General features: G+C 72.8%; 11 protein-coding genes. 3 read left to right on the top strand and 8 right to left on the bottom strand.

Annotated elements, in window-relative coordinates; genetic code table 11:
• Positions 1-356 precede the first annotated feature (356 nt).
• Positions 357-2,231, top strand: a complete 1,875-nt coding sequence (locus IE332_RS35820; protein ID WP_189924938.1) for an FUSC family protein — start codon at positions 357-359, stop codon at positions 2,229-2,231.
• A gap of 54 nt (positions 2,232-2,285) precedes the next feature.
• Here the strand turns inward: IE332_RS35820 and IE332_RS35815 are convergent, their stop codons facing one another.
• The 8 genes from IE332_RS35815 to rsmI form a co-directional block, all read right to left on the bottom strand.
• The gene (locus IE332_RS35815) at positions 2,286-4,103 is read right to left on the bottom strand and encodes an ABC-F family ATP-binding cassette domain-containing protein (RefSeq protein WP_189924936.1); all 1,818 of its coding nucleotides are present in this window, start codon (positions 4,101-4,103) and stop codon (positions 2,286-2,288) included.
• A gap of 235 nt (positions 4,104-4,338) precedes the next feature.
• On the bottom strand, positions 4,339-5,256 hold the full coding sequence (locus tag IE332_RS35810; protein ID WP_189924934.1) for a 4-(cytidine 5'-diphospho)-2-C-methyl-D-erythritol kinase: 918 nt from the start codon (positions 5,254-5,256) through the stop codon (positions 4,339-4,341).
• On the bottom strand, positions 5,253-6,215 hold the full coding sequence (rsmA, locus tag IE332_RS35805) for a 16S rRNA (adenine(1518)-N(6)/adenine(1519)-N(6))-dimethyltransferase RsmA (protein ID WP_189924932.1): 963 nt from the start codon (positions 6,213-6,215) through the stop codon (positions 5,253-5,255). Before rsmA ends, IE332_RS35810 begins: the two co-directional genes overlap by 4 nt.
• Before the next feature lie 28 nt (positions 6,216-6,243).
• A complete protein-coding gene (locus tag IE332_RS35800; RefSeq protein WP_189924929.1) occupies positions 6,244-6,843 on the bottom strand; it encodes a Uma2 family endonuclease in 600 nt (199 codons plus the stop codon).
• 94 nt (positions 6,844-6,937) lie between these two features.
• Positions 6,938-7,816, bottom strand: coding sequence for a TatD family hydrolase (locus IE332_RS35795; protein ID WP_189924927.1), 879 nt, complete (start codon positions 7,814-7,816; stop codon positions 6,938-6,940).
• Between the two features lie 2 nt (positions 7,817-7,818).
• Positions 7,819-9,441 carry a methionine--tRNA ligase gene (metG, locus tag IE332_RS35790; protein WP_189924925.1) on the bottom strand — a complete coding sequence of 541 codons (1,623 nt, stop codon included), beginning with the start codon at positions 9,439-9,441 and terminating at the stop codon, positions 7,819-7,821.
• An 85-nt stretch (positions 9,442-9,526) separates the two neighbouring features.
• Positions 9,527-9,952, bottom strand: a complete 426-nt coding sequence (locus IE332_RS35785) for a hypothetical protein (RefSeq protein ID WP_189924923.1) — start codon at positions 9,950-9,952, stop codon at positions 9,527-9,529.
• A gap of 312 nt (positions 9,953-10,264) precedes the next feature.
• On the bottom strand, positions 10,265-11,134 hold the full coding sequence (gene rsmI / locus IE332_RS35780; protein WP_189924921.1) for a 16S rRNA (cytidine(1402)-2'-O)-methyltransferase: 870 nt from the start codon (positions 11,132-11,134) through the stop codon (positions 10,265-10,267).
• Between the two features lie 105 nt (positions 11,135-11,239).
• Between rsmI and IE332_RS35775 the strand changes: the two genes are divergently transcribed.
• Positions 11,240-13,072, top strand: coding sequence for a dolichyl-phosphate-mannose--protein mannosyltransferase (locus IE332_RS35775; RefSeq protein ID WP_189924919.1), 1,833 nt, complete (start codon positions 11,240-11,242; stop codon positions 13,070-13,072).
• A 202-nt stretch (positions 13,073-13,274) separates the two neighbouring features.
• On the top strand, positions 13,275-15,038 hold the full coding sequence (locus IE332_RS35770) for a penicillin-binding transpeptidase domain-containing protein (RefSeq protein WP_189924913.1): 1,764 nt from the start codon (positions 13,275-13,277) through the stop codon (positions 15,036-15,038).
• The last annotated feature ends 92 nt before the right edge of the window (positions 15,039-15,130 follow it).

The following is a 15,130-nucleotide window of genomic DNA, read 5'->3' as shown; positions in this document are numbered from 1 at the left end:
AGTCGGTGTCCCCGAACCCGATGCACCCTTTTCTGCCACAGCAGTTCACCTCTCCCCCGTACGGTCGGTGGCTCACCCGGTGTCCGGGGTGGCTCCGTGCCGCAACGCACCGTCAACTTCTCGGTCGTACCGTCCTGGTCGGCGGACCGCCCGCGCCGGGGTGGTCTTCGCCTCCGTCATGGTAGCCACCGCCTCTGTCGGGCGGGCAGGGACCTTGGCGCGCCCGTACGCGATCGGTACGAACTTGACACGTACAAGCGCGGGTTCGGGCCGCTGGGTAGACTGTCCCGGTACGCCCCATCTGCCGCGCAGCGTCGCACAGCAGCGACCCACGGCCGCAGAACGGACGTGTCCGCATGAGTCACCCGAAGGCCACCTCGTGGTGGGCCCGTGCCGCGCGGCCGGCGCGGCCGCCGTTGCCGCTGGCGTTGATGGTGCGGGCGGCGGTGGGGATGGTGGTGCCGCTGGCGGTGGGGCTGGTGGCGGGCCGGGTGGACCTGGGGGTGTTCGCCGGGCTGGGGGCGATGCACGCGACGATGAACGACCGGGTCGAGCCGGGGCGGTTGCGGGTGGCGCGGATCGGCTCGGCGGTGTTCGCCTCGGCGCTCGGCATGCTGGTCGGTTCGGCTCTCCAGCACGCGGATGTGGACGGCTTCGGGCTGGGTGCGGCGCTGACGGTGACGGCGTTCGTGTCGGGTGCCCTGAGTGCGACGGGTCCGCGTGGTTCGGCGGCGGGGATGCTGTTGTTGGTGTCGGCCGCGCTGGGGAGCGGGATGCCGTTGCCGCGGCCGTGGTGGGCGGCGGCGCCGATGGTGGTGGCGGGTGCCGGGTTCGTGGTGCTGCTGGGGTTGCCGGCGGGGGTGTCGGGCCGGCCGGCCGCGGATCCGCGCAACCGGGCGCTGGCGGCGGTGTTCGAGGCCTTGGGCCGTACGCTCGCCGATCTGGGGACGGCGCGGGCGGCGGATTCGCGCCAGGTGCTGACGGCCCGCCTGAACCAGCTCCAGGACCTGCTGCCGGGCCGGGGTACGGCGGCTTCCACCGGGTTCGAGGCCGCGTTGGCGGCCACGGAGGCGGCGACCGGTCTGTTGTGGGCCCGGCGGGCCGTGCCGCCGGAGGTGGCGGAGGTGCCGGTACGGCTGGCGGCGGCGGTGCGGCGGGGCGGTGGGGAGGTCGGGGTCCCGGACTGGCGGCCGGACACGCCGTCCCGGCAGGCTCTGGACGTGGCGTTGCGCGCGGCCGCGGACACCGTGGCCGGCCGTGCGGTGCGGCTGGGGACGGCGCCGGTTCCGCCGCCGGATCCGTGGCGGCTGCGGGCGCGGCTGTGGTCGCGGCCTTCGGTGCGGTACGGGCTGCGGGTGGCGTTGTGCATCGCGGTGGGTGCGGCGGTGACCGCCAACTATCCGCTGAGCAGGAGCTACTGGGTGCCGATGACGATCGCGTTCGTGCTCAAGCCGGATCTCGGTTCGGTGTTCCTGCGCGCGGTGAGCCGTTCGGTGGGCACGGTGCTCGGGGTGGCGGTCACGGCGGCGTTGTTGCTGCTGACCACGGACCGGTGGGCGTTGACGGTGATGGCCGCGCTCTGCGTGGCGTCGTTGCCGTACGCGACGGCGGCGCACTACGGGCTGAACACGGTGGTGATGACGCCGATGGCGCTGGTCCTGCTGCAGCTCGGCGGTCAGAGCGGTGCGGCGGAGTTCTGGCCGCGGGTGCTGGATTCGGTGCTGGCGAGCGCGGTCGTGCTGCTCTTCGGCTGTCTGCTGTGGCCGGAGCGTCCGCGGCACCGGATCGAGCCCCGGCTGGTGGACGCGGCGTCGGCGTTGCGGGCCTACCTGGACGCGGTGACGGCGGGGCGGGCCGACCGGGCCGAGGTGTGGCTGCGTCGTACGGCGTACCGGGCGCTGGCGGATGCCCGCCAGGAGGTGCGGCAGGGGCTGGCCGAGCCGCCGCCGACGGGCCGGCTGGCGGAGCGGTGGCTGCCGGCGACGGCGGCGCTGGAACGGCTGGGTGGTGCGGTGGCGGCGTTCGCGGCGCAGATCCGGTTCGGCGGCCGGGTGCCGGATCCGGCCGAGGTGGACCGGGTGCGCCGGGCGCTGGACGAGTTGACGGCGGCCGCCCGGGCGCACCGTCCGCCGACGACCGCGGCGGATCGTCCGACCGGGCCGCACGACCCGGCGCGCAGTGCGCTGGGCCGTGCGGCGGACGAGCTCGAAACGCTCCTCGCGGGCGGCTAGCCAGGCGGAGAAGCTAGGAGAGAAGCCAGGGAGAAGCCGGGGGCCCGGGCGGGCTCAGACCTGCTCGGCCAGCTCCAGCCAGCTCATCTCCAGCTCCTCCTTCTCCTCCCGGACGGCGCGCAGCTTCGCGTCCAGGTCGGCGACCTTGGAGAAGTCGTTGGCGTGCTCGGCGAGTTGGGCGTGCAGCTTGGACTCCTTCTCGTCCAGCTTGGCGATCTGCCGCTCCAGCTTCTGCATCTCCTTCTTGGCCGCCCGCAGGTCGCCACCGGACAGTCCGGTGTCGGAGCCGGCCGCGGCGGGGGCGGCGGCCGGGGCGGCGACGGCGGCGGCCTCGGCGGCCATCCGGGCGCGCCGCTCCAGGTACTCGTCCACGCCGTTGGGCAGCATCCGCAGCTTCTTGTCGCCGAGCAGCGCGTGGACGACGTCGGTCGTCCGCTCGATGAAGAAGCGGTCGTGGCTGATGACGACCATCGAGCCGGGCCAGCCGTCGAGCAGGTCCTCCAGCTGGTTGAGCGTCTCGATGTCGAGGTCGTTGGTGGGCTCGTCGAGGAAGAGCACGTTGGGCTCGTCCATCAGCAGCCGGAGCAGCTGGAGGCGGCGGCGCTCGCCACCGGACAGGTCACCGACCGGGGTCCACTGCTTGTCCTTGCCGAAGCCGAACTGCTCGCACAGCTGGCCGGCGCTCATCTCCCGGCCCTTGCCGAGGTCGACGCGGGAGCGGACCTGCTCGACGGCCTGGAGCACCCGGGTGGTCGGCTCCAGTTCGGCGACCTCCTGCGACAGGTAGGCGAGCCGCACGGTCTTGCCGACCTTGATGACGCCGGACGTGGGCTGGACGTCGCCCTCGGAGGCCCAGGCGTCGCGCATGGCGCGCAGCAGCGAGGTCTTGCCGGCGCCGTTGACGCCCAGCAGGCCGATCCGGTCGCCGGGGCCGAGCTGCCAGGTGAGGTTCTCCAGCAGCAGCTTCGGGCCGGCCTTGACGGTCACGCCCTCCAGGTCGAAGACGGTCTTGCCGAGCCGCGCGTTGGCGAACTTCATCAGCTCGGACTTGTCGCGCGGGTCCGGGACGTCGGCGATCAGCGCGTTGGCGGCCTCGATGCGGTAGCGCGGCTTGGAGGTGCGGGCGGGGGCGCCGCGGCGCAGCCAGGCGAGCTCCTTGCGGGCCATGTTCTGGCGCTTCTGCTCCTCGACGGCTTCGATCCGGGAGCGTTCGGCGCGGGCGAAGACGTAGTCGGAGTAGCCGCCCTCGTACTCGTGCACCTCGCCGTGCTGGACGTCCCACATCCGGGTGCAGACCTGGTCGAGGAACCAGCGGTCGTGGGTGACGCAGACGAGCGCGGAGCGGCGCTTCTGCAGGTGTTCGGCGAGCCAGTTGATGCCCTCGACGTCGAGGTGGTTGGTGGGCTCGTCGAGGACGACCAGGTCGGGCGAGCCGAGCAGCAGCTTGGCGAGGGCGATCCGGCGGCGCTCGCCACCGGAGAGCGGGCCGATGACGGTGTCCAGGCCGTCGGCGAAGCCGGGCAGGTCGAGGCCGCCGAAGAGGCCTTCGATGATGTCGCGGATCCGGGCGTCGCCGAGCCACTCGTGGTCGGCCCGGTCGGCGATCACCTCGTGCCGGATGGTGGCCTTCGGGTCGAGCGAGTCGTGCTGGGTGAGGACGGCCATCTGCAGTCCGCCGGAGTGGGTGATCCGCCCGCCGTCGGGCTCCTCCAGCTTGGCGAGCATCCGGATCAGGGTGGTCTTGCCGTCGCCGTTGCGGCCGACGACGCCGATCCGGTCGCCCTCGCTGACGCCCAGGCTGACCCCGTCCAGCAGGGCGCGGGTGCCGTAGACCTTCGTGACGGACTCGATGGTGGCGAGGTTGACGGCCACGTGTATTGCGCTCCTGGATTCGGCGGTCGCGGGGCGGTCCACCGCCCCTGCTCGGGCAGACCCCGATCTCCCCAGCCTAATGGGCCAGCGGCGACGGCCTCGCCGCGCTGCTCCGACGGCCTCGCCGCACGGCTCCGACAACGGACGGCAGCGCGGCCCCGCACCGGGACCGGGGCCCTGCGCGACGCCCGCCGCCCTACGCCACGGCCGCGGCCCTACCCGACGACCACGGGCCCTACCCGACGACCGCCGCCCCCGGGACCGGCCCGTACGTGGCGTGCGCCGTCCGGCAGGTGCCGGAGGCCCGGAGGGCCCGGGCGACGGCGGCGGCCGCGTCGGCGTCCTTGGCGAGGAAGGCGCAGGTCGGCCCCGAGCCGGAGACCAGCGCCCCGAGCGCGCCCGCCTCGGTGCCGGCCCGCAGGGTGTCGGCGAGCGAGGGGCGCAGCGAGAGGGCGGCGGGCTGGAGGTCGTTGGCGAGGGCGGTGGCGAGCGCGACGGGGTCGCCACCGGCGAGGGCGGCGAGCAGGGCCGGGTCGGCGTCGGGGGTGGGGACGTCGGTGTCGCTGGAGCCGGTGCCGGCCTCCTCGCGCAGCCGGTCGCACTCGCGGAAGACGGCGGGGGTGGAGAGGCCGCCGTCGGCGACCGCGAAGACCCAGTGGAAGGTGCCCTCGACGGCGAGCGGCTCCAGGATCTCGCCGCGGCCGCGGCCCAGCGCGACGCCGCCGTACAGGGCGAACGGCACGTCCGAGCCGAGCTCCGCGGCCAGTTCCAGCAGCGTCTCGGTCGGGGTGTCCAGCTGCCACAGCGCGTCGCAGGCGAGCAGGGCGGCGGCGCCGTCGGCGCTGCCGCCGGCCATGCCGCCGGCGACCGGGATGGCCTTGTCGATGTGCAGGTGCACGCCCGGGTCGGCGATGCCGTGGTGGGCGGCGAGGAGCCGGGCGGCGCGGGCGGCGAGGTTGCTGTCGTCGAGCGGGACGACGGCGGCGTCCGGCCCCGAGCAGGTCAGGGTGACGCCCTCGCCGGGGGTGGCGGTGACCTCGTCGCCGAGGGCGACGGCGAAGAACACGTTGGCCAGGTCGTGGAAGCCGTCGGCGCGCAGGCCGCCGACCCCCAGCTGGACGTTGACCTTGGCGGGCACCCGTACGGTGATCACTCGCTGCCCTCGGCGGACTCGGCGGACTCGGCGGCCTCGACGGCCTCGACGGCCTCGACGGACGCAACAGACTCGGCAGACGCGACAGGCTCGACAGGCTTGTGCTCGGCGATCGCGGCGAACTGCTCCACCGTCAGCATCTCGCCGCGCAGCTTGTGGTCGATCCCGGCGGCCGCGAGCGCCTGCTCGGCGGCGGCGGCGGAACCGGCCCAGCCGGCCAGGGCGGCGCGCAGGGTCTTGCGCCGCTGGGCGAACGCGGCGTCGACGACCGCGAACACCTCCTCGCGGCTGGCGGTGGTCTTCGGCGGTTCGCGGCGGATCAGCGAGACCAGGCCGGAGTCGACGTTGGGCGCGGGCCAGAACACGTTCCGCCCGATGGCGCCGGCCCGCTTCACGTCGGCGTACCAGTTGGCCTTGACGGAGGGGACGCCGTACACCTTGTTGCCGGGCTTGGCGGCGAGCCGGTCGGCGACCTCGCTCTGCACCATCACGAGGGTCCGCTCGATGCTGGGGAAGTGCGCCAGCATGTGCAGCAGGACGGGCACGGCCACGTTGTACGGGAGGTTGGCGACGAGCGCGGTGGGCGCCGGCCCGGGCAGCTCGGTGACCTCCATGGCGTCGCTGAACACCAGGTCGAAGGAGTCCGTCTTGCCGGGCATCCGGGCCGCGACGGTGGCGGGCAGGTGCTGCGCCAGCACCGGGTCGATCTCGACCGCCGTGACGTGCCGCGCCACCTCCAGCAGGGCGAGCGTCAGCGAGCCGAGGCCCGGGCCGACCTCCACCACCGCGTCCTCGGCCGTCACCCCACCCGCCCGGACGATCCGCCGCACGGTGTTGCCGTCGATGACGAAGTTCTGCCCGCGCTGCTTGGTCGGCTTCACGCCGAACGCGGCCGCCAGTTCCCGGATGTCGGCGGCGCCCAGCAGGTGGCTGTCAGGGGTGGGGTCGGTGCTGCTCACGCGCCAAGGATACGGGCGCGGGAGGGGCTCAGAGTTCGACCAGCGCCGCGAGGTCGATCTCCACGGGGTACGGGAGCGAGGTGCGGAGCACGCCCTCGTGCTGCGCGACGGGCAGGTAGACGCCCTTCTCGTCGTCCCGGTGGAACTCGTGGACGATCGGCAGGTCGTCGATGCCGCGCTCGACCCGCCAGTAGTGGGGGATGCCCTTCTCGGCGAACTGCCCGGGCTTGCCGAAGCGGTCCCTGGCCCGGGTCCCGGGCGACACGACCTCGACGGCCAGAACCACGGACTCGACCGGCAGACAGTCCAGCTCGAAAACGTCGAGACCGGTCTTGTCGAACACCACCACATCGGGCTTGGCCGTGTTGCTCTCGTCCAGCAGCATGCACCGCTCCGGCAGGACCGCATAGGGCTCGACGCGCGCAGCGAACAGCCCTCGCTCCAGCCCTGAGCGCACCAGGTCATGCCAGAAGTTCGTCTGCCCCCGGACCACAATGACTCCGTCCACCAGATCCCACTCGAACGGCAGGTCGAAATCCTGAGCCTGCTCGTACGTCCAGCCCTGGGCTGGCGGAAGGAACCATTCGACGCGATCGTCCACGGGTTCGCTGATCGGCTCGGCGGTCATTGCCACCTCCCTCACTGCACTCATGCTAACCAGCCCAGGAAGAAGCCGGGAGTGCCGAATCGTTCCTTCGAAACCCGAAATCCGTTCGACCGGCTCAGTACCCGAAGGCCCGCGCCGTGTTCGCCGCGATGGCCGTCGACAGCTCGTCCTCGTGGAGTCCCAGCGTGGCGGCCATCGAGCGGACCGTGACCGGGATCAGGTACGGGGCGTTGGGCCGGCCGCGGTAGGGGTGCGGGGTGAGGAAGGGGGCGTCGGTCTCGACCAGGATCCGGTCGAGCGGGGTGGCGAGCAGCGCGTCCCGCAGCGGCTGGTTGGCCTTGAAGGTGACCGGGCCGGCGAAGGACAGGTACCAGCCGTGCTCGGCGCAGGTCTTGGCCATCTCGGCGTCGCCGGAGTAGCAGTGGAAGACGGTCCGCTCCGGGGCGCCCTCCGCGAGCAGGACGGCGATGACGTCCTCGTGGGCGTCCCGGTCGTGGATGACCAGGGCCTTGTCGTGCCGCTTGGCCATCTCGATGTGGCGGCGGAACGACTCCTTCTGGATCTCCACGCCCTCCGGTCCGGTGCGGAAGTAGTCCAGGCCGGTCTCGCCGACGGCCCGCACCTGCGGGAGGGCGGCGAGCCGGTCGATCTCGGCGAGCGCCTCGTCCAGGGCGGCGGCGCCGCCGGCCTCGCGCTGCTGGCCGGACCAGCCGTCCGCGTCGCCGAGGAAGATCCGCGGCGCCTCGTTCGGGTGGAGGGCGACGGCCGCGTGGACCTGCTCGTACTGGGCCGCCAGTTCGGCGGCCCAGCGCGAGCCGGGGACGTCGCAGCCCACCTGGACCACCGTGGTGACCCCGACCGAGGCGGCCCGGGCCAGGCCTTCGGCCGGGGTGCCGGACTGCATGTCGAGGTGGGTGTGCGAGTCGGCCACCGCCACGGCCAGGGGTTCCGGCAGCGGCGGCGGGGTCGACCGGTCGACGTCCTTGGCGGCCATGGTCAGGCGGCCGGCTTCTCTTCGAGGCGCGGGAAGAGGATCTCGCCCTTGGTGACGGTGGCACCGGCGGGCAGCCGGCCCCAGTCGGCCACGGTGGCGACGGTCTGGGCGGAGAGCGCGCCCAGCCCGGCCGCCTCGGCGCCCAGCGAGGTCCACAGCTTCTCGGCGGTGGACGGCATCACCGGGTTGAGCAGGACGGCGGTGGCGCGCAGCGACTCGGCGGCGGTGTAGAGGATGGTCGCGAGGCGGGCCCGGCCCTCCTCGGAGTCGTCCTTGGCGACCTTCCAGGGTTCCTGCTCGGTGATGTAGCCGTTGACCTGCTTGACGAACTCGAAGATCGCCGCGAGGCCGCCGGCGAAGTCCAGCTCCTCGCCGATCTTGCGGTCGGCGGTCTCGACGGCCTTGGCGAGCCCGCCCTGCACGGCCAGTTCGGCCTCGCCGTCGGCGGCGGAGGCCGGCAGCACCCCGTCGAAGTACTTGCCGACCATCGCGGCGACCCGGGAGGCCAGGTTGCCGAAGTCGTTGGCGAGCTCGGAGGTGTAGCGGGCGGTGAAGTCCTCCCAGGAGAACGAGCCGTCCGTGCCGAACGGGATCGCCCGCAGGAAGTAGTAGCGGTACGCGTCCACGCCGAAGTGCGAGGTCAGGTCGGTGGGCGCGATGCCGGTCAGGTTGGACTTGGACATCTTCTCGCCGCCGACCATCAGCCAGCCGTTGGCCACGACGCGCTTGGGCAGCGGCAGTCCGGCGGCCATCAGCATGGCGGGCCAGATGACGGCGTGGAACCGCAGGATGTCCTTGCCGACCAGGTGGACGGAGGCCGGCCACAGCTCGGCGAAGCGCTCCGGGTCGCTGCCGTAGCCGGCCGCGGTGATGTAGTTCTGCAGCGCGTCGACCCACACGTAGAGGACGTGCTTCTCGTCCCAGGGCAGCGGCACGCCCCAGTTGAAGGTGGAGCGGGAGATCGAGAGGTCCTTCAGGTCCTGCTCGACGAAGCGCAGCACCTCGTTGCGGGCCGTGGCCGGCTGGATGAAGTCCGGGTTCGCGGCGTAGAACTCGAGCAGCTTCGGGCCGTAGGCGGAGAGGCGGAAGAAGTAGTTCTCCTCCTCCAGCCACTCGACCGGCTTCTTGTGGACGGAGCAGAGCTTCTCGTCCGCGGTGGCGCCGTCGAGCAGCTCGGCCGGGAGCTTGAACTCCTCGCAGCCGACGCAGTACGGGCCGGAGTAGCCGCCCTTGTAGATCTCGCCCTTGTCGTACAGGTCCTGGACGAACTCCTGCACGCGGTCGGTGTGGCGCTGCTGGGTGGTGCGGATGAAGTCGTCGTTGGCGATCTCCAGGTGCTCCCAGAGCGGCTTCCAGGCCTCCTCGACCAGCTTGTCGCACCACTCCTGCGGGCTGACGCCGTTCGCCTCGGCGGTCCGCATGATCTTCTGACCGTGCTCGTCGGTGCCGGTCAGGTACCACACCTTCTCGCCGCGCTGGCGGTGCCAGCGGGTGAGGACGTCGCCCGCCACGGTGGTGTACGCGTGGCCCAGGTGGGGGCGATCGTTGACGTAGTAGATCGGGGTGGAAACGTAGTACGCCGGGGCGCTCGCCCCGGTGGTGCTGTGGTCTGCAGTGGCCGCCATGGTCGGAAAGCTTAGTCGGGCACGCGGGCCGCCCTCGACCGAGTTCCTTCCCGGTCGGGGGCGGTCCCTCCCGTGTCCCGCGGTGTCAGCCCAGCAGCCGCGACCAGAACCGGGCCCAGCGTCCGCGCGGCTTGGCGGGCCCGGGCACCGGGGGCGGCCCGGCCGGTTCGGCGTGCGCCGGGTAGCCGGGGGCGTGCTGCCAGGGCTGGTCGGCGGAGGCCACCCGGCCCTCGCGCATGATCCGGACGGTGTGGCCACCGCACCCGGGGCAGGTCGGCTTGAGCAGCGGGGACGGCACCCGGACACCGTTGGCGTGGTACTCGAAGACGACGTGCCCGTCCTTGGCCACGTGGTGCTCGATGTCGTACGCCTGCTCCCAGCCGTACCCGCAGCGCAGGCACGCGAAGGAGTAGGCCTCCCGTACGGTCTCGACGGGAGTGTGCCCGCGGCCTTCCAGGCCCGCGGTGCTCAGTGCGCTTCCACTGCCGGGGCTACCGATCGTGTCGCTCATGCGCCCACCTCGCTCCGCTCGGCGGCCGCTTCGCGGAACGCGCACCTCTTGTCGGGTCGCTCGCTGCGCTCGCTCATGCCGTCTCCCAGCGCCCGCCGGGCGCTCGCCCGGCTGGGTCTTTCCACTCCAGGAAATGCCCGGACCGCCCTGGCCGACGCCCCACTTGTGAAGACTTGGATGCGGATTGGGAAGCCCTATACGAAGGGCCTCCCTGGAGCCGGAAACCGCGACCGAAACTTCAGCTCAGCGGGTGTTTACCAGGGCCTTCCCTCAAAGGTACGACGCCCCGGCCGCAACGCAAGCCCCGGGAATTCACCCCTTTCCCGGGCCGCCGTCGAGGGCTTCCTTCTTGGCCGCGACGACCGCGTCGAAGACCTCCCGCTTGGGCAGCGAGAGCTCGGCCGCGACGGCCGCGATGGCCTCCTTGCGCCGCTCCCCGGCTTCCTCGCGCACGGCCACCAGCCGGGCCAGCTCGGCCGGGGTCAGTTCCTGGGGCGCGGCCGGCGGGGCGCCCGCGACCACGACGGTGATCTCGCCCTTGACGCCGTCGGCGGCCCAGGCGGCGAGTTCGCCGATCGGCCCGCGCTTGACCTCCTCGTAGGTCTTGGTGAGCTCGCGGCAGACGGCGGCCGGGCGCTCGGGCCCGAAGGCCTCGGCCATCGCGGCCAGGGCCTCGGCGATCCGGTGCGGCGCCTCGAAGAAGACCATGGTGCGCGGTTCGGCGGCGATCGAGGCGAGCTGCCGGGCCCGGTCGCCGGCCTTGCGCGGCAGGAAGCCCTCGAAGGTGAAGCGGTCGACGGGCAGGCCGGACAGCGCGAGCGCGGTGAGCACCGCGGACGGCCCGGGCACCGCGGTGACCTTGAGGTCGGCCTCGACGGCCGCGGCGACCAGCCGGTAGCCGGGGTCGGAGACCGAGGGCATGCCGGCGTCGGTGACCAGCAGCACCCGGGCGCCGCCGAGCAGCGCTTCGACGAGTTCGGGGGTGCGGCCGACCTCGTTGCCCTCGAAGTACGAGACGACCCGGCCGGCCGGGGTCACCCCGAGCGCCTGGGTGAGCCGGCGCAGCCGGCGGGTGTCCTCGGCCGCGATCACGTCCGCCGTGGCCAGTTCGTGGACGAGTCGGGGCGGGGCGTCCGAGACGTCGCCGATGGGGGTGCCTGCGAGAACGAGTACTCCTGTCACGGACCCCATCCTTCCAGCTGCGGCCGCCCGGAGCTTTTGGTGACGATTCGGTCAGCTTCCGAGGGAGCGGACACGCGTACGAAGAGCGCCCCTACGATGTGGCGGATGAACGGCGACACGGCGGCCCAGACGCCCACTGGTACGGACCACTCCGCGCGGGGCGTCGACCTGCCGTCCCCCCGTCCACCGGAATCCGCCGCCCCAGCCGCCCTGACCACCCCCGCGGCGCCCACTGCGCCCACCGCGCCCGCGGCCCCCACCTGGCGCGAACGCCTGGCCGGCCACGGCTACCGGCCGCGCCCGACCGTCCCCCTGGCCGAGCGCCTGGTGCCGCCGATGCCGGACGGCCCGCGGGTGACCCGGCGGGACGTGCCGCAGTCGCCGCTGCTGCTGGGCCTGGGCATCTCGCTGCCGCAGGGCCTCTGGTACTTCCTGTGCCGCTGGGCCGGCTGGCTGGGCCCGGTCGCGGTGGCGGTGTTCGCCGGGCTCCTGCGGTTCACCGACCTCGGCCGGCCGAACGCGATCATCTTCGACGAGACGTACTACGCCAAGGACGCCTACGCGCTCTGGCACGGCGGCTACGAGATCAGCTGGCCGGAGGACGCCAACAAGACGATCATGACGCCGGGCGCGTCCGTCCCGTACCGGGAGACGGCCTCGTACGTGGTCCATCCGCCGGTGGGCAAGTGGATCATCGGCTTCGGCGAGCAGCTGTTCGGCATGAACCCCTTCGGCTGGCGCTTCGCGGTGGCGCTGCTCGGCACCCTGTCGGTGCTGATGCTGGCCCGGATCGCCCGCCGGATGTTCCGCTCGACCCTGCTGGGCTGCGTGGCCGGCCTGCTGCTCTCGGTGGACGGCCTGCACCTGGTGCTCAGCCGGGCCGCCCTGCTCGACCTCGTGGTGATGTTCTGGATCGTCGCCGCCTTCGGCTTCCTGCTGCTGGACCGCGACCGCACCCGGGGGCTGCTGGCCGTGAGGCTCGGCGGGGTCGAGGACCCGGGGCTCGCCCAGCGGGTGAACCTGGGCTGGCGCCCGTACCGGATCGCGGCCGGCGTCTGCATCGGCCTGACCTGCGCCACCAAGTGGAGCGGCCTGTACGTGATGGCGGCGTTCGGCCTGATGACGGTCCTCTGGGACGTCGGCGCCCGCCGTCTGGCCGGCGCCCCGCGCCCGTTCACGGCGGTGCTCGCCCGGGACGTGCTGCCGGGCTTCCTGTCGGTCGTCGTGGTCCCGATCGTGGTCTACGTCGGGTCCTGGTGGGGCTGGTTCGCCAGCAGCAACGCCCCGGGGCGGGGCGGCTGGGGCCGGGACTGGGCGGTGGGCCGCTCCACCGACTTCCCGTGGATACCGGAGGGCCTGCGCGCCCTGTGGCACTACCACTCGACGGTCTACGAGTTCCACACCCACCTGAGCGACCCGCACACCTACCAGTCCAACCCGTGGTCCTGGCTGGTGCTGGGCCGGCCGGTCTCCTTCTTCTACGAGTCCCCCAAGCTGGGCCAGGACGGCTGCACGGCCGCCGACTGCGCCCGCGAGGTGCTGGGCATCGGCACCCCGCTGCTGTGGTGGACGGCCCTGGTCGCCCTGGTCTACTGCCTGTGGCGCTGGGCGTTCCGGCGGGACTGGCGGGCCGGCGCGCTGCTCTGCGGCCTGGCCGCCGGCTACCTGCCGTGGTTCGCCTACCAGCAGCGGACGATCTTCCTCTTCTACGCGGTGGTCTTCGTCCCGTTCCTGGTGCTCGCGGTGACGATGCTGGTCGGCGCCCTGATCGGCCCGCCCGGCGCCTCCCGGGACCGCCGGATCATCGGCTCCGCGACGGCCGGCCTGCTGGTGCTGCTGATCGTCTGGAACTTCCTGTTCTTCTACCCGCTCTTCACCGGCCAGACCATCCCGCTGGACGACTGGCGCCGCCGGATGTGGTTCAACAGCTGGATCTGACCGATCCGACGGCCACCCCCGGCTCCGGCCCACACCGAGTCCCCCCGTTTCGTCCGTATGCGGTGCACGACACGTACCAGATCCGTCACAAGTGGCGGGCCTTTCGTCGGCGCACCGATTCCGCCTGCCTAGGGTGGGGTCGTACCGCGTTTCCGGCCCCGCCGGTTGCGCCCGGCCGCGAGACCCCTGGGGGACCTGCACCATGCGCAGTGGCGCGAAGATCGGCATCATCACCGGCGTGTCCATCGCCGTCCTCGCGGGCGGCGGCTACGGCGCGTACAGCCTGATGAACGGCTCGGACTCCGACTCCGGCGGCAAGAAGGCCCGTACGGTCGTCGCCGAGCCGCCGTCGGCCGAGCAGGCCACGGCCGGCGCGAAGGACTTCCTGGCGGCCTGGGCGTCCGGCGACATCGCCAAGGCGGCCTCGCTGACCGACGACCCGGCCGCGGCCACCACCGCGCTGACCGCCTTCCGGGACCAGGTGAAGCCGAGCGCGCTGACGCTCACCCCGACCGGTCCGACCACCCAGCAGGTCTTCTCCTCCGCCACCGGCACCCCCAGCCCGGCCAAGCCCGGCGCCGGGGCCTCCGCGACGCCGTCGGCGGGCACCCCGGGCGCCACCGACTCGCCGTCCCCCACCGCCACCCCCGGGCCCACCGGCACGCTGATGAGTTTCAAGGCGCGCGCCGAGTTCGAGGGCACCAACCGGGCCTGGGACTACCAGGGCTTCCTGGGCGTGGTGAAGATGAGCGACGACACCCCGGCCGTGCACTGGGCGCCGACGGTGATCCACCCCCACCTGTCCGGCAACGAGACCATCGCCACCCAGCAGGTCTTCGCCCCGCCGTCCACCGTGGTGGACCGCAACGGCAAGCCGCTGCAGGGCGCCTCGCTCACCGCGGCCCTGATGAACACCCTGCAGGACAACGCCCAGAAGCTGCTCCCGCCGGACCCGGCCAAGGACCAGGACTCGGGCAAGGCCGTGGTGATCAACGACCCGGCCGGCAAGGCCGCCGCCGACAAGCTGTTCACCATCGTCGAGCCGAAGCCCGGCAAGCCGTTCAAGGTGACCATCGACAACACCGTCCAGGCCGCCGCCGAGAAGGCGATGACCGACCTGGGCGGCAAGCCCGGCTCCGTCGTGGCGATCGAGCCGAGCACCGGCCAGGTGCTGGCCTTCGCCAACTCTCCGGCCAACGGCCAGAACCGGGCCTTCACCGGGCTGCTCGCACCGGGCTCGACGATGAAGATCGTCACCTCCGCGGCGCTGCTGGAGAACGGGATCAACCCGGACTCCGTGGTGGCCTGCCCGGAGAAGAGCAGCAACGCGGTCGCGATCCCGAACGACTTCCCGGGCGCCTTCCCGAACAACACCCTCCAGCAGGACTTCATGGTGTCCTGCAACACGGCCTTCATCAACCAGGGCCTGACCAGCCTCAAGCCGGAGACGCTGTCCTCCACCGCCAAGGACGTGTTCGGCATCGGCCTGGAGTGGAAGACCGGCCTGCCGAACGCCGACGGCAAGATCCCGGCGACGCCGGGCAGCAAGGACGAGCAGGCCATGAACTACATCGGCCAGGGCAAGGTCCAGATGAACCCGCTGGCCATCGCCTCGATCACCGCCACCGTCCAGAGCGGGGCGTTCAAGCAGCCCGTCCTGGTGGCCGGTCTGCCCCAGCAGGCGGCCGCCCGGCAGATCTCGCCGGACGTCGCCGGCAAGCTGCGCACGATGATGAACGCCACCGCCGTCAGCGGCACGGCCAGCCAGGTGATGGCCGGGATCACCGACAACGCGGGCGCCAAGACCGGCTCCGCCGAGGTCCAGGGCGCCTCCACCACCAACAGCTGGTTCACCGCCTACCGCGGCAACATCGCGGTCGCCGCCGAGGTCCAGGGCGGCGGCCACGGCGTCGACGCGGCCGGCCCCGCGGTGGCCTCCATCCTGAAGGCCGCCGCCGGCCGCTGACCCGGGCGCCCCGGAGGCGAGCGGGCGAGCCCCCGCCCCGTGCCACGTCACGCACGGGACGGGGAAACCGCCCCGAGCCGAAGGGGCGCGCC

Origin of the sequence: Kitasatospora xanthocidica, from assembly GCF_014656195.1 — a bacterium.
Taxonomy (GTDB): domain Bacteria; phylum Actinomycetota; class Actinomycetes; order Streptomycetales; family Streptomycetaceae; genus Kitasatospora; species Kitasatospora xanthocidica.
This window is presented reverse-complemented; position numbering and strand designations above follow the sequence as displayed.